Raw genomic sequence first — 18,959 nt, 5'->3', positions numbered from 1 at the left:
AAACAATGAAAACTATCGAAAACGTGGCAGTAGTCGGATTGGGTTACATCGGTCTGCCTACAGCGGCAATTCTTGCGACAAACGGACTCAACGTCTTGGGCGTAGACGTGACCGATCGCACCGTCGATGCGGTCAATCGTGGCGAAGTTCCCTTCGTTGAACCCGATCTCGCGGTGCACGTGTCTGGTGCGGTCAATCAAGGCAGGCTTTCGGCCTCGAAGGAAACCCCAAAAGCAGACGCGTACATCGTGGCAGTCCCAACTCCATTCAAGGATGACAAATCAGCAGACCTCTCCTACATTGATGCGGCTGCAGACGGAATTGCCCCTCAGCTCAGCGGGGGCGAACTCATCATCCTGGAGTCGACTTCCCCTCCAGGGGCAACGCAACACCTTGCCGACCGCATCCTGTCGAAGCGTCCCGACCTCAATCTGGACCAGGATGATGAGTCCAGCATCTTCGTGGCGCATTGCCCAGAACGCGTGCTCCCCGGTCGAGTCATGATTGAACTAGTCACAAATGACCGCATCGTCGGCGGTATCACACCAAAAGCCGCGGAAATGGCGCGCGACCTCTACCGTGCCTTTTGTCAGGGCGAGATTCTCCTTACCGACGCGACGACGGCGGAAATGGCGAAGTTGGTGGAAAACTCTTATCGCGATGTCAACATCGCCTTCGCGAATGAACTTTCTGTTATCTCGGACAAGCTTGGCATTGACGTGTGGGAGCTCATCGAATTGGCAAACCACCACCCTCGAGTCAACATTCTCCAACCTGGTCCCGGAGTGGGAGGTCACTGCATTGCTGTTGATCCATGGTTTATCGTTTCGGCAGCACCGGACAGCTCTAAGTTGATCCGGCAAGCTCGCGAAAGCAACGACTCTAAGCCACACTGGGTCATCGAAAAGGTCAAGGAACACCTCGCGAAAGCTGGCGCGAATCCTACTGTTGCCGTGCTTGGTCTGGCCTTCAAAGCAAATATTGATGACTTGCGCGAGTCGCCAGCCGTTGAAATCACCAAACTCCTTTCTAAGACTGTTGACGGACAACTCAAAGTGGTGGAACCCCACATCGAGGAGCTACCGCGTCAATTGGAGGGCATCGATAACATTGAACTCAGCTCACTCGAGGATGCGCTGAGCGCAGCGAGCCTCGTCGTTCTCCTGGTGGATCACGATGCCTTTGCCAACGTCACGCCCGAAGAGATTGCAGGCAAGGACATCATCGACACTCGCGGTCAATGGCGTGAGTCAATGAAGTCGGGTGCTTCCGATGTCTGAGGAAGACCTCATCATTAGCAATGCCGCTTTTATGGGCGCAACGTATAGCAATGAGCTGCAGAAAGCGAAGCAATCTGAGTCCAGGGCGCTCAAACAGCTATTGAAGTTGCAACGCGAAGTTGAGGGACTTCGGACAAGGGTCAAGAAGGCGGAAGCGGAAGCCAAACGGGCCAAAGCGGTGGAGAATTCAAAATTGGGCCGTCTGCAACGCAAGATTTGGGATGTTCGTGGAAATCGGAAGAAGGTTGGGTAATGGCTGACGGCGAAATGACTTCTGACGCCATTAAGCGTCGCCTCCTTGGGCTAGAGGCAGAATCCTTCTTGACGATGGATGCAGACCGGTATTTTCACTCGCCATATTTTGCCGACGCATTGCGCAATGGCGGGCCGGGAGTGGTCCGGGCAACCCGCTCGTCCGAGTACTTTGGACGGCTGGATGCGCTGAGCGACGGGCGGACTTTTCTTGATCGCCATCTGGCGGCGATTGAGGAAGTTCCAAATTCAAACGGGCAACGCTGGAACGCCAAGCCAGATGCTGTCATTGGCATCATTGCGGATGATTTCCTCTACGCCAGCCTTGCTAGTGCCGGAAACTTTGTGCGAGTCACTCCGTCGAACTATGACATGGCCGCCGATGCGTGTGATTTTCTCCTCGTGACTTCCGTGTGGCGGGGCATGGCCGGAGAGTGGGAGTTCGTCGGCTCGAGCAAGAGTGCCAACTCGGTGCTGTTGCGAGATAAGGTCATCCCGGCTTTTCGATCGCGCGACAAGCAGGTTGTTTTCTATTCGAAGGAAGACCCGCCTCACTACAACGACTATCTGCACGTCGCTCAGGCGAGTGACCACATCTTTACCTCGGCAGTGGAAAAGGTCCCTTCCTACGAGCGCGATTGCCCACAAGCACAATCGATAGGTGTCTTACAGTTCTCCGTGTCTGCAGACCAGCACAATCCCGTGGGATCGCGGCTCTACAGAATCCCTGAGGTCCTCTTTGCCGGGAGCTGGTTCAACCACAAGTACCTCACGCGTCGTACGCAAGCACTTCGGATCTTCGACGGTGTCATGAATTCTCGGCGTGATCTGGAGATTGTGGACAGGTTCTCTGGTGAACGCAAGTTGAAGTACGCTTTCCCGGAGTACTTGTTCCCGTCGATGAACAAGAGCATCAATCACGATCTGTTGTTGCGGTTACAGAAGCATGTTGATCTCAACATCAATCTGAACTCGGTATTCAATTCGGAAAGCATGTTCGCCAATCGTGTCATCGAACTCCAAGGCATGGGCTCGGCGATCATCTCCAGTTATAACGTGGGGGTGAACTCCCAATTTCCCAACGTGTATATCCCCACTACCTCACTCGATGCGCGCGATTGGATCGACGCTCTGAGTAGTCAAGAGTTATTCGACATTCAGATGCAAGGAATTCGCAACGCCTACAGCACGAATACCAATCACGACCGCATCGCCACAATCTTGACGGCAATTGGAAAAGCGCCGTCGACGCAACAGCGAAACGTTGCGGTGATTAGTGAGAATGCAAAGCAGGGCCAACTCTTTGTGGAGAACCAGGTGCTTCAGGACCCCGACGTGAGCATGATAGTGGTGTCTAACCTCGCTGAAGCAAAGAAGCAAGGAGCAATGGCATCACTTGAACTCAATAGCGAACTCGACTACGGCAGGCACTTTGTTCAGGACACTGTCAACGCATTCAAGTATGTGGACGTCGATACTATCCAGGCACCGGTCGACTATGACGGACCGTGGTCCAATGACGTCGAGCACAATTACACCGAGTCGACACCGCAAGAGGGTGCGTCGCTGAGGTGGATCGGTCCGCAACCTGGAAAGACGGAGAACGGCAAAAAGCGATCCTACGTTATCCAAAGGGGTCAGGCTTCTCGCCAAGGCGCAATCAATCTCACGGAATCAACTGCTCAGGTTGCCCCGGAGCTTTCGGTCATCGTGCCGGTCTACAACAATGGGCAGCATCTTCTCCATAAGTGCTTTGCCTCATTGAGGCGTTCCTCGGTCTTCGACCGCATTGAAATCATTCTGGTTGACGACGGGTCCTCGGACAAGGAAACTCTTCGCATCCTTGAGGATCTCGATACCAAGTTCGGCAACGTTCGTGTCTACTTGAATCCGACGGGCGGCTCCGGGAGTGCCTCGCGCCCACGAAATCAGGGGCTCGAAATGGCAACCGCGCCTTATGTGGGCTACCTGGATCCCGACAACGAAGCCATGAATGACGCATTTGCCGAACTGTTGGAACTCGTGAAGTCGACAGGCACAAACTTCGCTATTGGGAACATGTTGATGATTGATTCTAAGGAGCGAGTCGTCCCCAACACCACGGTTCTAAAGAAGGTGCTAGAACGGGTCGACGGGGCGGGCGGCGTTTGGAATGTTCCTAGTGATGCCCTCGCAAACTCAAAGTTTGCGGCGTTGAGCATCCAAGCACTCGTCGCAAACACAGCATGGTTGAAGTCCCTCGGCCTTGAGCAACCTGTCGGAGCAGTAGGTCAGGACACCTACTTTTTCCAGCAAATGCTGCACTATTCAGAAACAGTCGCATTGTGGGATAAACCCGTGCACGTGTACTTTGCCGCGGTGGCAAACTCAACCGTGAACACCATTGGTGTGAACTTCTATCGAAAATACCTACCGCTCGAAGCTGCTCGTTCGACCTGGCTGAAAGCGGAAGGGCTCCTGGATGTTTACAATGTTCAAAGGCTCGAGCCCTTCATGAAAGTCTGGTACTTGGATAAGTTCTCAAAAGTGGCCGAAGACGAGAAGGCTCAGGCGTTCGGCGTGATCAAGGAGATTTTGGCGATGTACGAGAAGACCGAATGGCAAGATGCAAAGTTGGCGGCCGAAATCGATCGACTCGAAGCGGCATATGGTGATCTCAATGAAGCCAGCAAAGAGAGCATTTCCAGCTAATGGTGCAGGCTTTTAGTATCGAAGCGTTGGATTTCGATGACGAGATTGAAAGATTCAACGTTGACATAGACGGCGAATCGGTTCCCTTGTTGCTTAAGAGAAAGGCGGGAGCGCATACGCTAACCGTGTTCGCTAATGGTGCTATAGATTTTCGAAGTGGTAAAGATCCACATGAAGTATTTCAACGTAGCACTTGGTCGCCATTGGTGGACTCCCATTGTCTGTACTTCTCCGATGTCACGACTTCTCGTGAAACAAAAGTCAATCTCGGATGGGGGCAGGGAACAGCAGAACGCTATTTTCTGCCCAAGGTTTATGACGCAGTGAGTGCCGTTTCACGCGCCATTGGGATTCCCGACTCCCGCAAGCGAATCTACTATGGCAGTTCTGGTGGTGGCTTCCAAAGTTTAGTCCTTGCCGCGTTGGACCGGGAGAGTAGTGCGCTAGTAAATAACCCCCAAACAAATTGGCTTGATTATAATTTTGCGGGCGCTGTTAAAAGGGTGTTGGACTATTCTTACAATGGCCTTTCCGGAATGGAAGTTCTCGAAAGGTACCCCACGCGGGCTTCAGTGCCAAATTTGTATCTGGAAATTGGTTATATACCCAACATTCGATACCTCGTCAATGCTGCGAGTAAGAACGACATGGAGACTGACCTTGCGCACCTTTTGGGTGGACTTCAAGGTTCTCTAGGCAAACTGCGAGAGAACAGTCTTGACGTCAGTTATTACTGGGACCCTGACGCGGGCCATTCGCCGCTTTCTCAGGAGCGAACGGTTCAAGAAATTAATCAGCTAATTTCCCGACTTGAAAAATAGGCGCTCACTCCTCAACTAGCATTTTGCCGTTGACGGGGAATTTAAGTAGGTCTGGCATGTTTTGCTGCAACATGTTAATGTAGGTCATGGATCTTTGCCTCTCCTCCGCTGGAACAGAGAGCAACGTTTTTAAGATTCTTCGACTATTAATCAGAACCGCCGTGTCGAAGACATGGTCGCTTTCTGCGATAATGTGTTGCATCCAAGATGAATCGGTAATCTCCCAGTAATAAATATCTTGTGCCAAATATGTGTCCGGGATGTGGGCATAGTCAGACGACTGCATGTAGTCGTTGAAATCTGCGATGATGTTTCCGTTAGGCTTACCCGAGTTGACGATCTTTCTTGTCATCCATTCAGCAGGGTTGGAAATATCGGGTTGAATACCGTGGCGTGCGCGTCCGAGCTCAAAGATGGTCGAGCGGATATTGATTGAATCCGGACTGAACATATTTCCGTATTGCGGAATAAGATACTGGCCATGACTACGTGGGTTGTTTCGCTCAAATATTTCCCGAAGTGTCGAAGATATTTGAGTACTTTCAAACGTGACGTATCGATGCTTAAGGCTGAATCTTTGAGCAAGTTTTGCCGAAATATCGATGTCCATATCGGCAATTTTCTTAGCTGCGGCCCAGGTAAGTTTGTAGGTGAAAAACTCTGGTTCTGCTCGCAGTTCTTTCATCAGACTCAGAGAAAGACGTGTGTCCAGTCCGGCCGTTAACGAGGCGTTGACGGGGTTGGGCAAATACGAAAGATACGCCATGAACTTAGACGCATCCGCAGTGACGTAGTGTGCAGCCTCTTCAGCAGATAGCCACTCCAGAATCGGCGTTGGGCCGACCCTTCGTATCTCGCGACCGTGAAGGTTCAGTTCAAGGTTTGAGTTGAGCAGAAAAATATTGGCCCAATTCGTGCGCCGTCCGGGGTACGTGTTGAGCTTGCTCGGGGTGCGAATGAGATCGCTGTAAACGGTGGATTCCGTTTCGCCGTTCAGTTCCGCAAGCAGATTCGCGCTTCCAGCTGCTACATTTCGCAGGCCATGATAGAAAATCGCTCGCATCGAGCTCGCATCGGACTGCATGAAGAACCCAGAAGGACCCCAGTAGATGACAACGAATCGGCCATTGAGTCGCTCTACGTGGTCAAGCAGGCACCGACGAGAGTTACGCCAGCTATCCAAGAGCCGTCCAGGTAGGAGATGGTGCTGGTCGTTCGGCAGTTCCGGATCATATGCCAAGCCAACTACGGCCACTCCCATATTGCCTTTTTTGGCCGTTGAGACCTCAAGGATTGGATCATGAGCGATTTCGCCCGGTCCAATTTTTTCCCGAACCCAATAACTCTCTAGCGGGTCGGGAAGGGTAGGAAGGTTCCACATGCTCACGGCATACGATCGTGGAAAAGGCAGAACTCCTTGAGATTTTTCGGAGAGTTCAGCCCTCTTTAAGAGTGCGGATACCAGATCGGGCACTAGAGTGAGAACTCCTCGATACGCTCACCCACACCGAGCAATTTTGCAGTGGCAGCCACACTCCGCTCGGATGCCTTGCCGTCCCCGTAGGGGTTCACGGCGTTGGCAAGCGAAGCATATGAGGACGGGTTCTCCATCAACTCCGTCACCTCGGACACGATGCGTTCTTCATCGGTGCCAATGAGCTTCACGGTGCCGGCAACAACGGCTTCCGGGCGCTCGGTATTCTCACGCAACACGAGCACGGGCTTGCCCAAGGACGGCGCTTCCTCCTGCACCCCGCCGGAATCGGTCACCACGATGTGGGACAAAGACAGAAGGTGCACAAACTCGCCGTAATCCAGTGGCTCAATGTCCAGAACATTGGAGCGCCCCTCAAACCCGGGCTGGATCGCGGCACGCACCTTCGGGTTCTTGTGCATCGGAACCACCACAGTCATATCCGGGTACGCGTCGGCCAGACGGCCAATCGCCTTGCCGATACCAATCATCGCATCGCCCAAATTTTCGCGGCGGTGCGTGGTCACCAACAGCACCTTCCGGCCGGAAGCGGCCAACTCGGTCAACCGCTCATCGGCAAACGGCACTTTCTTGTCCACCACTTCAAAGAGCGCGTCAATCACCGAGTTGCCGGTCACCACAATGTCATCGGCGGGAAGAGCTTCACGCACCAAGTTGTCCCGGCTCGTGGTCGTCGGGGCCAAATGCAAGCTGGCCAACTGCGAAGTGATTTTCCGATTCGCCTCTTCCGGAAACGGTGAAAAAAGGTTACCGGATCGTAATCCGGCCTCGACGTGAATCACCGGTTTTTGCTGGTTAAACGCGGCGACGGCGGCCGCGGTCGAGGTCGTGGTATCGCCTTGAACCACCACGGCGTCGACGTCAACCTTCTCGAACAATTCCTCCAAGCCGTTCAGCGTCTTCGCGAAAATCGCGTTGAGACCCTGCCCGGGGGAAGCAATATCGAGATCGTAATCCGGAGTAATACCGAAAATATCGTTGACCTGATCCAGCATTTCGCGGTGCTGACCGGTCACGGCAACAATGGTGTTAAACCGCTCGTCGCCCTGGAATTCGTGGACCAGCGGAGCCATCTTGATGGCCTCTGGACGTGTCCCATACACGAGCATGACGCTCTTTTTAGTTTCCATGCCTCAAAAGTTTCGTCGGTGAAAGTGAATGATGAGTAAACGCGTCAAACTGTGGGGTGGTTCACGCACTAACAGTCTAACCTGATTGCCAAATACAACAATCGCGTAAGCTTGCCAACCCCCTGTGGATAACCCGCGCCACCGTCACCCGCATGCGGTAGGCTCGAAACTGCCGAAATCACGTGAGGTGACCACTCGCCGTCGTGCTTCACCCCCCGCGGCAACCGGCTCACCGAGCCTAAGCAAAAAGTGCCAACCCAAAGAGGAACACCTTGTCCACCAAGATCACGGCCAACGCCGCGGCCATCAGGAAATGGCTGGTCAAGGCGGAGGTTTCGCTGGGGAATCACAGCGACCGGCTGAACGCGATCAACATTTTCCCGGTGGCGGACGGCGACACCGGCACTAACCTTTACCTGACCGTGTGCGCCGCCTCGGACGTGGCCAAAAACACCGAGACCACGGACATTGGTGAGTTGCTCACCGCCGCCGGGCGCGAGGCGATGGAGCAGGCCAAGGGCAATTCCGGCACCCTCTTTTCCGTCTTCCTTTCCGCGTTCGCCGAAGTTCTCAAGGGCGCCACCCGCCTGTCCCCGCCGCTGCTCACCGCCGCCCTGGAACGCGCCCAACTTCGCGCCTGGTCCGCGCTCACCGACCCGGTTCCCGGCACCATGCTTTCGGTTCTCGAGGCCGCGACCGAGGGCGCTCGCACCGCCGACATCGCGCAAAACGGCGACGAGAGCAACCATGCGCTCTCGGTCACGCTCCGCTCCATGATCGACGCCGCGCTCGAGGCGGTGAAGAACACCGAAAATCAGCTCGGCGCGCTCGCCCAGGCGAAGGTTGTGGACGCCGGGGGAGTCGGTTTCCTGCTCATTCTTGACGCCCTGCGCGCCGCGTCGCTTGGTGAGGAACTGGACGAAGAACTCCTCGACGGGCTCCACGGCTATGACATCGGCGCCCCGCATTTACACGAGGACATGCCCGGCTCCGACGGCTTCGAAGTGATGTGCACTATCAACCTCGACTCGCTCGCCGCCGCGATCCTACGCGCGAAACTGGACGAGATCGGCGAATCGGTCATCATGAGCGCGGTCACCGAAATCGAGGGCGGCTACCGCTGGCGCGTCCATGTCCACGTGCCGGACGCGGACACCGCGCTCACGCACATCAACGCTGCGGGCGCACCCGCCAACGTATCCATCACCGCCCTGGGCCACCTTCAGGAGCACGGCGCGCCGTGAGTGCCAGCGCGGTAGAGAAGTACGACGGCGATGCCTCCAACGCGATTGCCCTCGCCGACATTCTGGGCACCAAGAAGGCCAACCGGATCAAAAAGTACTTGGGATTTTCCTCCGTTGGGGAGCTGCTGAACTATTTTCCGCGCGCGTACCTGCGGGCGGGGGAGCTCACGCCGATTGCGCAGTTGCGGCCCGGCGCCGAGGTGACGATCATTGCCCGCGTCGAGGAGGTGACCTCGCGGAAAATGAAGACCCGCAAGGGGCTACTCGCCGAGGTCCGCGTGGGCGATGGCACCGGAGAGCACTTGTGGATGAGTTTCTTTAACGGCTGGACCGTGACAAAGGAACTGCACGTTGGCGATGATGTGCTGTTCTCCGGGAAGGTCACCGAGTATCGGGATGAAAAAACGTTGACCGGCCCGTACTACCGGGTTCTGGACGATATTCAGGAGGGGACCAGTCTCATCCCGGTGTACCGGGCGTCCGGAAAGCTCACGAGCCACGAGATCGAATTGGCAATTCGCGAATTGCTGGAGAAGGTACCGCTCAAACATCTGCGCACGGTGATCCCGCCGGAACTGGAGGCGCGCCACTCCATGCTGCCGATCGACCAGGCATATCACTTCATTCACGATCCGCGCACTACGGATCAAATAGAGGAGGCGCAGTGGCGGTTCAAGTTTGAGGAAGCGCTCGTCCTACAAACCGCGCTGGCCATCCGCTATATGCACCGCACCCGGGCGCACGCCGTGGCGCGCGGGATGAAGTCCGACGGTCTCTTTTCCGCGTTCATTGACCGACTGCCGTTTACCCTGACCGCGGGGCAGATCGACGTCTTGGAAAAGATCTCCGGGGAACTGGACTCCCACCAGCCGATGAACCGGCTCTTGCAGGGCGAGGTGGGGTCCGGGAAGACCGTGGTGGCGCTGCTCGCGATGCTGCAGGTTGTCGACAACGGGGCACAAGCGGTGTTGCTCGCGCCGACCGAGGTATTGGCAATGCAACATGCCGAAAGTTTGCGTCGGCTCTTGGGCCCGTTGGCGACAGCCGGGCAACTCGGCGCGCCAGAACATGCGACAAAGGTGACGCTACTGACCGGGTCCATGAGCATCCCAGAAAAGCGGCAGGCGTTGCTGGATATCGCCTCGGGGGAAGCGGGGATAGTGGTGGGAACCCACGCGTTGCTCTCTGACAATGTGAGCTTCTTTGATCTGGGTTTGGTCATTGTGGATGAGCAACACCGCTTTGGCGTGGAGCAACGGGACCGGTTGCGGGACAAGTCAGAGTCGGTACCGCACATGCTGGTGATGACGGCGACGCCCATTCCGCGTACCGTGGCGATGACCGTCTTTGGCGACCTCGATACTTCGGCGCTGCGGGAGTTGCCGCGCGGACGGCGTCCGATCACCACCTACGCGATTTCCGAGCCCGAACACCCGGGGTGGATTCGACGGACCTGGGAGCTCGCGCGAGAAGAGGTATCGAAGGGTCACCAGGTGTTTGTGGTGTGCCCCAAGATTGGCGATGCGGCGCACCCGGTGGATGAGGAACCCGCCACCGAGGACGGCTCGTTGGGGGAGGATGCCCCGGTAGATCAGACGCGGGACATGCTGGGTGTGCTGAGCGTCGTGGAGCGATTGCGGGCTCTACCCAACCTGAAGGGCGTCAGGATCGAGATGCTCCACGGGCGGATGAGCGCGGAAGAGAAGTCGGCGACGATGGCCGCGTTTGCCGCGGGCGAGATCGACATGCTGGTATCGACCACGGTGATCGAAGTCGGCGTCGACGTACCAAATGCGACCCTCATGGTGGTTCTGGATGCGGATCGTTTCGGGCTCGCGCAGCTTCATCAATTGCGGGGGCGGATTGGGCGCGGGGATGCCGCGAGTACCTGCATTTTGATCAGCCCATTGCGCTCAGATGACCCCGGCTTCCGTCGTCTTGCCATCGCCGCAAATAACGCGGACGGTTTCGAGTTGGCCGAGGAGGACCTGTCGATGCGCAATGAGGGAAACATTTTGGGGGCCGCCCAATCGGGACGGCGGTCGGCGCTGAACGTGCTCACGGTCAAGGACTCGCGCATCATTCAGCTGGCGCGCACCGACGCCTATGAGATTGTGCACGCCGATCCGTCCCTAGCTCTGCACCCGCAATTGGCGCAGGCCGTCGAGGAGGACCTCGATGAGGACGAGCGCGCGTTTTTGGGGAGGTCTTAGTGCGTATTATTGCCGGCGCAGCGGGCGGACTGTCGCTGCGCTCCGTCCCCGGGGAGAACACTCGCCCCACCACCGACCGGGTCAAGGAAGCCCTGTTTTCCCGGCTCGAAGCGTATGACGTGATTGCGGGCTCACGCGTTTTGGACCTCTTTGCGGGGACAGGTTCGTTAGGACTGGAGGCGGCCAGTCGCGGTGCCGCGCGCGTTGACCTGGTAGACCAGGCGCACAAAGCGTTCGAGGTCCTGAAGCAAAACGTGCAACTTGTCGCCAAGGCGCTCTCGTCCAGTGCCGGGTTGAGCGTGACGCGGTCGGCGGCGAAGAGCTTTCTCGCGCGCCCGGAGCCTGCCACGTGGGACGTGGTGTTTTTGGATCCGCCGTATCCAATGCCCAATAGCGAGATCACCGAGATCCTGGAATTGCTTGCACCCTCGCTCGTTGAGGGAGCCGTTGTTGTCCTGGAGCGATCCAGCCGGACGGAGGCGCCGAGCGTACCTGAGTCTCTGGACCTGTTCGCCACCAAGAAGTACGGCGAAACCACTCTCTACTTCCTCGACCCCACCCCCTAGAGCAAATTTAAGCGTCTTTCAGGGTTTTCAGCGCCATATAGGACGCTGAAAACCCTGAAAGACGCTTAAATTTGCGGGGGAGGGGCGGTTAGGGGCGGGAGAGGAGTTCGCGGAGTTCGTCCCCCACGAGCACGCCCGCCGGGTGCGGGCCGAGCGCCAGCAGACTGCTCGTCCATCGCTCCGGCCACGGTTTCCCCTGTCCCAGACCGGCCAGCACGATATTGCCGGGGAACGCCCGGGTGAACATGGCCGGGGAGGCGAGTGCCGCCGTCGAACTTAACGAAAAGGCAAGGCTGAAGGCGCGCATTTGGGTGGAGGCGAAACGCAGCGGCGGGTCGTCGCCAATGTTGACCAGGAGCACGCCGCCGGGTGCGAGGCGTTCCCTGAGTTCGGCGTAATAGCTCGGCTCGGTCAGGTGCGCGGGCGCGTCCTCGCCGCTGAAGATGTCCAGCATGATGAGATCGAAGGTGCCCTCCAGCCGGGGGAGGACGGCGCGCGCGTCGTCGATGCGGACCTCGATGGCGGCATCCTCGCCCAGCGGCAATTCGGTCAGCACAAAGTCGACCAGGTCGGGGTCGATGTCTACGGCGATCTGCTTGGATCCCGGGCGGGTGTGGGCAATATAGCGGGGGAGCGTGAACCCGCCGGCGCCGAGGTGCAGCGCGCTCAGCGGCTCGCCGGGACGGACCAGGTCGACGACGTTTGCGGCGCGGCGCAGGTACTCGTAAAAAACGTGGGTGGGGTCGCCCAGGTCCACATGCGATTGTTCGGCACCGCCGACGCTGACGATGTGCGCGTCCTCGAAACGAGGGTCCCGCTCAATGACCGCGTGCGTGTGAGTGACCGGCAGGTACCGGGTGCGCAGCCGCGCCACTTAGGACGCCCCGCCGAGACGACGCAACGCCTCCACGATGGATTCCCGTCGCTTGCAAAACGCGAACCTCACCAGGGATCGCCCAGGAAAATTCGGGGTCGCCAGCGCCGAGACGGGGATGGCCGCGACGCCGCGGGAATGCGGGAGTTCCCGGCAATACGCCGCCGCGTCGGTAACGCCCAGGGGCGCGGCATCGGCAACCACAAAGTACCCCGCCTCCGGCAGCTGCGCCGCGAATCCGAGCGACGTCAGGCCGTCAAAGAGCAGGTCCCTTCGAGCGGCGAGGTCCGCCGCAGCGACGGCGAAAAAGGCGTCAGGCGCGCCCAGCGCCTCGGCAACGGCGGGCTGAAACGGGGTGCCGGAGGAATACGTCAGGAACTGCTTCACCGAACGCACCGCCGTTATTAGATGCTCTGGACCGCTCACCCAACCGACCTTCCAGCCGGTCACCGAGAACGTTTTTCCCGCTGACGAGACCGTCAGCGTCCGCTCAAACGCGCCGTCAAGACTCGCGATCGGGATATGCGCGCGTCCGTCAAAGACGAGGTGCTCATACACCTCGTCGGCCAACAGCAACACATCGAACTCGCGCGCCAACGCGACAATGGCATGCAGCTCCTCCCGCGTGAAAACCCGGCCCGTCGGGTTGTGCGGATTGTTCAGAATCATCATCCGGGTCCGCTCGCTGAACGCCGCACGCAACGCTTCCAGGTCCAGCGAAAAGTCCGGCACAGTCAGCGGTACCGACACCTGTTTCGCCCCGGCCACCGCAATCATCGCGCCATAGGAGTCGTAAAACGGATCCAACACGATCACTTCATCGCCCGGAGCACAGAGCGCGAGAATACTCGCGGCAAGTGCCTCCGTGGCACCCGTGGTGACCAGCATCTGGGAGGAGGCATCGACGTCGTAATCATAAAAGCGCTGTTGGTGCGCCGCGATGGCCTCGCGCAACGCGGGGAAGCCGCGCCCGGGCGCGTACTGGTTGAACCCGGCCGCGATGTTTGCCCGTGCCGCGTCCAAGAGCCAGGCCGGGCCGCTCTCATCCGGGGCGCCCTGGCCGAGGTTGACCGCGTCGGCGTCCAGTGCGGCGGCAGTCATTTCCTCAAAAATCGTGACGCCGACGGAGCCGTCGGCGCGTAACAGATTGGCGCCGGCCGCGGCGCGCCTCCACGCAGAATTCATCTTCACAGTATGTCTGGCAACACCCGGCCCGCGTAAATGCGTTACATTCGAGACATGCGCCGAGCCGTCTGCCCCGGATCCTTTGACCCGCTCCACCACGGACACCTTGAGGTGATCGCGCGTGCCGCGAAGCTCTTTGACGAGGTGATTGTCGCGGTCTCGACCAACTACTCCAAGACGTACCGTTTCACCGAGGACGAGCGGCTGGAAATGACCCGCGAAGCCGTTGCTGACATCGAGGGTGTGCGCGTGGAGCCGATGGGTGACGGGCTGCTCGCCGATTTCTGCCGCGAACAGGGCGCCGAGGCAATCGTCAAAGGCATTCGCAACGCGCAGGACTTCAACTATGAGGTGCCGATGGCCCTCATGAACCGGCACCTGACCGGCGTGGAGACGGTGTTTCTGCCCGCCGAATCGGCGATGAGCCACGTGTCCTCCACGATGATCAAGGAAGTGTTCGATCTCGGCGGTGACGTCGCCGCATTTGTGCCGGGCGCGGTTCTGGCCGGGCTGGAACGGACCCGCAGCTAACAGGCGGGCGTCACAAGCGCGGCGAGAATTCCAGCGCTTTCTTCGATAAAACGCCCCGCCCAATCGGCGAGGGTGAAGTTCGGCTCGGTGGGTTTGGCGATCAGCGTCGCGTCCGTGCATTGGGAGATGAGCAGTGAGGCGCGCGCCTCGTGATAGCGGCTCGTCACGATGATGATCGAGCGCCAGCCGTTCTCCTTCGCCAGCGCGCCGATCTGCTTCGCCTCGCCGCTTGTATTGTTGGGTTTCGGGGTAAAGCACACGATGTCTTGCGGGATTGGCGCCCCGGCCGCGCACCAGGAATTGGTGCTCCGGTTTCCGGCGGTTTCCGGGTTGGAGAGCACCAGGGTTTTCGCTTGGCCAGAGCGGATCGCCTCGAGGCCCGCGGGGAGCCTTTCGCGGCTCGCACCGCCCAGAACAACGACGGCGTCTGCCGCACTTTCGCGGTCGGCTTGCGGTAAGGGGAGGAAGACAAAGAGGTAAAGACCGGCGGCGAACCAGAGTAGAAGCAGAGCCGCGAGAGTGGCCAGGACTCTTTTGAGGATGCGGCGCCGTCGAGGGTGCAAGTGAGGCGAGGGGTGTGCGCGGGGTTCGGCGTTCTCACTCACGCAAGCAGTCTATCCCGGCGCTTGGTGAGGTGGGTCGGGGAGGCGCGCATCGCCGTCGTGCATTTGAACCGCGTCAGGCGACCGGCCAATTACCGCCGCTCATCCGCTACTTGCATTTTCATCCCGTAATTGCCGGATGAAAATGCAAGTAGGGGATGAACCACGGCGAGGGTGGGGCGCGCCGAGGGGCGGGGTGGGGCGCGCCGAGGGCCGCCGGTTTGAGCCAAGGCACCCGGGCACGCTAAGATAGTACGTCGGTCACATGTTCTTTACAGGAGAGTCCCATTAAGCGTGAATCTGTCTCGCCCCTGGTGATTCAAGTCAAAGACCTCGGACGCGCTCCGGGTTCCATGCGCACCCTTGAAGAACAGGTGAACGCACCCAAGGATTTTGGTGTCTCAGTCATTGGCGTCCCGGAAGGATCCCCCGTGGATCTGGACTTGCGTCTTGAGGCTGTGCACGAGGGCATCTTAGTAACCGGCACCGCAACCGCCACGGTTGAGGGCGAATGCAGCCGTTGTTTGGATGCCATCGCGTTCCGCCATGAGGTTCCAGTCCAAGAACTCTTCTACTACTCGGCCCCGGCCGAACGTGATGAAGAGGAAGAGCTGTACACGGTTGAGGATGATTCCATCGACCTGGAACCGCTCTTGCGTGACTCGTTGGTCACCTCGCTACCGTTCCAACCGGTGTGCAAGGAGGATTGCCAAGGCTTGTGCTCCGAATGCGGAATCAAGCTGGAGGAGGATCCGGGCCATCAGCACGAAATCCTTGACCCCCGCTGGGCGGAGCTAGCAGATCTAGCCAGCCCGGCATCGTCTGAGGAAGACTCAGGCACCGAAGACCACACGAAGTCCACTACAGAAAAGAGTTAGTCGTGGCTGTTCCGAAGCGGAAGATGTCCCGTGCCAATACTCGTGCCCGCCGCGCTCAGTGGAAAGCTAGCGCCCCGAAGCTTGTGAAGACCGTGGAGAACGGACGCGTGACCTACTCGCTGTCCCACCACGCCAAGGTCGTCACCGACTCCGCCGGAACCGAACTGTTCCGCGAGTACAAGGGTCGCAAGGTAGCCGACGTCTAAACCTGCCCCGAGCAGGCCATATGGGCACCAAAAAAACTTCAGTACCGACCGGGGATCCCCTGGTACTTTTCGAGCGTCTCGGAGTCACTATCGACCCCGAGACGCTTCGTCTTGCCTTGACCCACCGGTCCTACGCCTATGAAAATGGCGGCATTGCCGATAACGAGCGCCTCGAATTCCTAGGCGATTCGGTCCTGGGGATCTCGGTCACCGATTACCTATACCGGACGTACCCGGATTTGCCGGAGGGTCAGCTGGCCAAACTGCGCTCCGCGGTGGTCTCAACGCGCGCATTGGCGACTCTTGCCCGGACGCTGGACCTCGGCGACTACATTTACCTGGGCCAGGGCGAGGTGCAGACCGGCGGCAATGACAAGGCCTCTATCCTCGCGGATACCACCGAGGCCGTCATCGGCGCCGCGTACCTGACCCACGGGATTGAGGTGGCGCAACAGATGGTGCTCCGCCTCCTGATCCCCTTCATCAAAGATGCCGCGCGCATGGGCACCGGCACCGACTGGAAGACCAGCATCCAAGAGGCGGCAACCCAATTCAAGATGGGCTCGGTCCGCTACACCGTGACCGGGGCTGGGCCTGACCATGACCGTACTTTTGAGGCGGTGCTTGCGATCAATGGCGTGGTTTACGGTTCCGGGAACGGCCGTTCCAAAAAGGAAGCCGAACAGGAAGCCGCGCAGCAAGCGTACCGTCACATCCAAGAGACTCTTGTGGCTCCGGCGGAGGAAGTGGATGCCTGAGCTTCCCGAAGTGGAAGTGGTGCGCCGCGGGCTTCACACGTGGGCGATCGACCGCGAAGTGCTTAGCGCAACGGTTCTCGACGCGCGCTCATTGCGCAGGCACCCGGGCGGCAGCAGTGACTTTGTGGCCCACCTTTCCGGGATGAGAATGACGACGGCGATGCGCCGCGGCAAATACTTGTGGTTGCCTTTGGCCGATCGCGGGGAACCCACGGGCACCGCGTTGACCGTGCACTTGGGGATGAGCGGGCAGTTGCTGGTTTCTTCGCGGGAGCACGAGGCACAAAAGCACCTGAAGGTGCGGCTGGAACTGGGCCCGCGGGATGGCGTCGCGGATTTGCCCGGCGAACTGCGATTTGTGGATCAGCGCATTTTTGGCGGGATGCATATTAGCGAGCTGGTGCCTGCTGATGGCCGAGGAGCGGGGGGCGATGTGGTCGCTGACCCGGGTGATCTTGTTCCGCGCGAGGTTGCGCACATTGCCCGCGATCCGCTGGACCCGGCGTTCTCTCGGGCGGGGTTGCGTTCGGTGTTGCTTCGGAAAAACACCGAAATCAAGCGGGCGCTTTTGGACCAGTCTGTGGTCTCGGGTATTGGCAATATTTACGCCGACGAGGCGCTGTGGGACGCGCGCGTTCACTACCGAAAGCCGGCATCGACGTTGAGCCGCCCGCAATTTGAGAGGCTGATCGACGCCGTTCAAGACGTCATGAACCGGGCGTTGGCCGCTGGCGGTACCAGTTTCGACAAGCTCTACGTCAATGTCAACGGCGCGAGCGGGTACTTTGACCGGTCATTGAACGCGTACGGGCGAGCGGGGGAGCCGTGCGGTCGGTGCGGAACGTTGCTCCGGCGAGAGCCGTTTATGAACCGGTCGAGTTTTTTCTGCCCGCGTTGTCAGCGCACACGCTGAGGTGAACTTCTAGCATACGATTTTAAGCGACATGTCTTCGGCCGCGCGAAACTCCGATCTCAGCCCATTTAGAGGCGTTCGATGATCGCGTCCTTGGCAGCATCCTCGGCAAGCCACCCGACGGGCCTGGCGAACAGTGCGTATGCAGTCGGGGTTTGCATTTCTGCGATGCCGATCGGGGACTCTTCACGCAAGCACGCAGTCCGGATACGGTAGAGGGATACGCAGGACCAGTTTCACCAACGATAAATGTGTCGACATTCCGCCTGCCGACGCGATAACCAATCCACAGGCGTTGAGCCGGAGCGCCACTCGCCGCAAAACAGCACGGGCCGATGGTGACGCATCCGCCATTGCGCATTCACTCTACGAAAGGTGATCCCATGACCGACACCGATAACGCCCAGGACCGCACACCGACTCCGGACCCTGCCGAGGATAACGCGTTCTTCCCCAGCCCGTACTCGCTGTCCCAATACACGGCAGACAAAACAGACTTTGACGGGCTCGCTACTGACGAAAAGTACACCGGCGACAAGTGGAAGATCCTCACCATCGCCACCGACGAGCGGTACATGCTCATGAAGAATGAGAAGTTCTTCTCCACCGGGAACCACCCCGTCGAAACACTCCTGCCCATCCACCACATGATCGAAGCCGGCTACGACATCGACGTCGCCACCGTCACCGGCGGCCCTGGCAAATTCGAATGGTGGGCTTACCCCAAGGATGACGAAGCGGTTGCCTCTGCATGGAAGCGCACCGAGGAGAAATTCAAGAGCCCGCTCAAGCTTGCCGAGGTGATCGCCGACGGCCTGGATGATTACGCGGCCATCTTCATCCCAGGCGGCCACGGCGCGATGAACGTCATCCCCTTCGACTCCGATGTCCAGGCCGCGCTGGATCACTTTTTGGACAATGACAAGCTCATCGTTACCCTCTGTCACGGACCTGCCGCGCTCCTGAGCGCAAATATTGGTCGCGACTCCAACCCCTTTTCGGGCTACAAGATTGTGGCCTTTCCGGACGCATTGGACTTTGGGGCGAACCTCGAAATCGGCTACCTGCCGGGCGAGATGCCGTGGAAGCTCGGCGGGACTCTCAAGAATGAGGGCATTGACATCATCAACGAGGACATGACCGGCGCAACCACCCGGGACCGTAACCTCCTCACCGGTGACAGTCCTTTGGCAGCCAACCAATTGGGCAAAGACGCCGTCGCCGCGTTGCTCGAGAAGTTCAACGACTAAACGGGTGCCCGGGGGTTCCACATCCCCCGACGACCGTGAGGGGTACCGCCTCTACAGCATCGGAACCCAC

At 58.7% G+C, this 18,959-nt stretch carries 19 protein-coding genes; 13 read left to right on the top strand and 6 right to left on the bottom strand.

Annotated features, from left to right (window positions below; genetic code table 11):
- Positions 1-5: 5 nt before the first annotated feature.
- The 4 genes from wecC to O148_RS0110450 are packed head-to-tail and all read left to right on the top strand — an operon-like array spanning position 6 to position 5,044.
- On the top strand, positions 6-1,280 hold the full coding sequence (wecC, locus tag O148_RS0110465) for a UDP-N-acetyl-D-mannosamine dehydrogenase (protein WP_026530864.1): 1,275 nt from the start codon (positions 6-8) through the stop codon (positions 1,278-1,280).
- The gene (locus O148_RS0110460) at positions 1,273-1,533 is read left to right on the top strand and encodes a hypothetical protein (protein ID WP_026530863.1); all 261 of its coding nucleotides are present in this window, start codon (positions 1,273-1,275) and stop codon (positions 1,531-1,533) included. Before wecC ends, O148_RS0110460 begins: the two co-directional genes overlap by 8 nt.
- The gene (locus O148_RS0110455) at positions 1,533-4,223 is read left to right on the top strand and encodes a glycosyltransferase family 2 protein (protein WP_026530862.1); all 2,691 of its coding nucleotides are present in this window, start codon (positions 1,533-1,535) and stop codon (positions 4,221-4,223) included. Before O148_RS0110460 ends, O148_RS0110455 begins: the two co-directional genes overlap by 1 nt.
- On the top strand, positions 4,223-5,044 hold the full coding sequence (locus tag O148_RS0110450) for a hypothetical protein (RefSeq protein ID WP_026530861.1): 822 nt from the start codon (positions 4,223-4,225) through the stop codon (positions 5,042-5,044). Before O148_RS0110455 ends, O148_RS0110450 begins: the two co-directional genes overlap by 1 nt.
- A 4-nt stretch (positions 5,045-5,048) precedes the next feature.
- Here the strand turns inward: O148_RS0110450 and O148_RS0110445 are convergent, their stop codons facing one another.
- Both O148_RS0110445 and wecB read right to left on the bottom strand, forming a co-directional pair.
- Positions 5,049-6,518 (bottom strand): hypothetical protein, encoded by a 1,470-nt coding sequence (locus tag O148_RS0110445; protein WP_157374615.1) that lies wholly within the window; start codon positions 6,516-6,518, stop codon positions 5,049-5,051.
- Entirely contained in the window at positions 6,518-7,669 is a 1,152-nt protein-coding gene (wecB, locus tag O148_RS0110440) for a non-hydrolyzing UDP-N-acetylglucosamine 2-epimerase (RefSeq protein WP_026530859.1), read from the bottom strand. The genes O148_RS0110445 and wecB overlap by 1 nt, the downstream gene beginning before the upstream one ends.
- A gap of 305 nt (positions 7,670-7,974) precedes the next feature.
- On the opposite strand from wecB, the gene O148_RS0110435 reads away from it, so the two are divergent.
- From O148_RS0110435 to rsmD, 3 genes are read left to right on the top strand one after another with little or no spacing between them, the layout of a single operon-like run.
- Entirely contained in the window at positions 7,975-8,913 is a 939-nt protein-coding gene (locus O148_RS0110435) for a DAK2 domain-containing protein (RefSeq protein WP_026530858.1), read from the top strand.
- A complete protein-coding gene (locus tag O148_RS0110430) occupies positions 8,910-11,126 on the top strand; it encodes an ATP-dependent DNA helicase RecG (protein ID WP_035745832.1) in 2,217 nt (738 codons plus the stop codon). Before O148_RS0110435 ends, O148_RS0110430 begins: the two co-directional genes overlap by 4 nt.
- The gene (gene rsmD / locus O148_RS0110425; protein ID WP_026530856.1) at positions 11,126-11,692 is read left to right on the top strand and encodes a 16S rRNA (guanine(966)-N(2))-methyltransferase RsmD; all 567 of its coding nucleotides are present in this window, start codon (positions 11,126-11,128) and stop codon (positions 11,690-11,692) included. The genes O148_RS0110430 and rsmD overlap by 1 nt, the downstream gene beginning before the upstream one ends.
- Before the next feature lie 88 nt (positions 11,693-11,780).
- On the opposite strand, the gene O148_RS0110420 is transcribed toward rsmD, so the two are convergent.
- Together O148_RS0110420 and O148_RS16130 are read right to left on the bottom strand one after the other, a co-directional pair.
- A complete protein-coding gene (locus O148_RS0110420; protein WP_084157257.1) occupies positions 11,781-12,566 on the bottom strand; it encodes a spermidine synthase in 786 nt (261 codons plus the stop codon).
- The gene (locus O148_RS16130; protein ID WP_035745830.1) at positions 12,567-13,751 is read right to left on the bottom strand and encodes an aminotransferase class I/II-fold pyridoxal phosphate-dependent enzyme; all 1,185 of its coding nucleotides are present in this window, start codon (positions 13,749-13,751) and stop codon (positions 12,567-12,569) included.
- 54 nt (positions 13,752-13,805) lie between these two features.
- Here O148_RS16130 and coaD point away from each other — a divergent pair, with 54 nt between their 5' ends.
- On the top strand, positions 13,806-14,282 hold the full coding sequence (gene coaD, locus O148_RS0110410) for a pantetheine-phosphate adenylyltransferase (protein WP_026530854.1): 477 nt from the start codon (positions 13,806-13,808) through the stop codon (positions 14,280-14,282).
- Here the strand turns inward: coaD and O148_RS16125 are convergent.
- Positions 14,279-14,887, bottom strand: coding sequence for a YdcF family protein (locus tag O148_RS16125; protein ID WP_084157256.1), 609 nt, complete (start codon positions 14,885-14,887; stop codon positions 14,279-14,281). The two genes, coaD and O148_RS16125, sit on opposite strands and share 4 nt — an antisense overlap.
- A gap of 308 nt (positions 14,888-15,195) precedes the next feature.
- Between O148_RS16125 and O148_RS0110400 the strand changes: the two genes are divergently transcribed.
- From O148_RS0110400 to mutM, 4 genes are read left to right on the top strand one after another with little or no spacing between them, the layout of a single operon-like run.
- On the top strand, positions 15,196-15,762 hold the full coding sequence (locus O148_RS0110400) for a YceD family protein (RefSeq protein ID WP_026530853.1): 567 nt from the start codon (positions 15,196-15,198) through the stop codon (positions 15,760-15,762).
- Positions 15,763-15,764: 2 nt separating this feature from the next.
- Positions 15,765-15,968 (top strand): 50S ribosomal protein L32, encoded by a 204-nt coding sequence (rpmF, locus tag O148_RS0110395; RefSeq protein WP_026530852.1) that lies wholly within the window; start codon positions 15,765-15,767, stop codon positions 15,966-15,968.
- A gap of 20 nt (positions 15,969-15,988) precedes the next feature.
- A complete protein-coding gene (gene rnc / locus O148_RS0110390) occupies positions 15,989-16,726 on the top strand; it encodes a ribonuclease III (protein WP_051620102.1) in 738 nt (245 codons plus the stop codon).
- Entirely contained in the window at positions 16,719-17,639 is a 921-nt protein-coding gene (gene mutM, locus O148_RS0110385; protein WP_026530850.1) for a bifunctional DNA-formamidopyrimidine glycosylase/DNA-(apurinic or apyrimidinic site) lyase, read from the top strand. Before rnc ends, mutM begins: the two co-directional genes overlap by 8 nt.
- A 68-nt stretch (positions 17,640-17,707) precedes the next feature.
- Here the strand turns inward: mutM and O148_RS18195 are convergent, their stop codons facing one another.
- The gene (locus O148_RS18195) at positions 17,708-17,833 is read right to left on the bottom strand and encodes a hypothetical protein (protein WP_276203070.1); all 126 of its coding nucleotides are present in this window, start codon (positions 17,831-17,833) and stop codon (positions 17,708-17,710) included.
- Between the two features lie 189 nt (positions 17,834-18,022).
- Here O148_RS18195 and hchA point away from each other — a divergent pair, with 189 nt between their 5' ends.
- Positions 18,023-18,889 (top strand): glyoxalase III HchA, encoded by an 867-nt coding sequence (gene hchA / locus O148_RS0110375; RefSeq protein WP_026530849.1) that lies wholly within the window; start codon positions 18,023-18,025, stop codon positions 18,887-18,889.
- The last annotated feature ends 70 nt before the right edge of the window (positions 18,890-18,959 follow it).

Origin of the sequence: Haematomicrobium sanguinis DSM 21259 (assembly GCF_000688395.1) — a bacterium.
GTDB classification, from domain to species: Bacteria; Actinomycetota; Actinomycetes; order Actinomycetales; family Micrococcaceae; genus Haematomicrobium; species Haematomicrobium sanguinis.
Note: the sequence above shows the minus strand (reverse complement) of the source record. Positions and strands in the feature narration are given on the sequence as shown.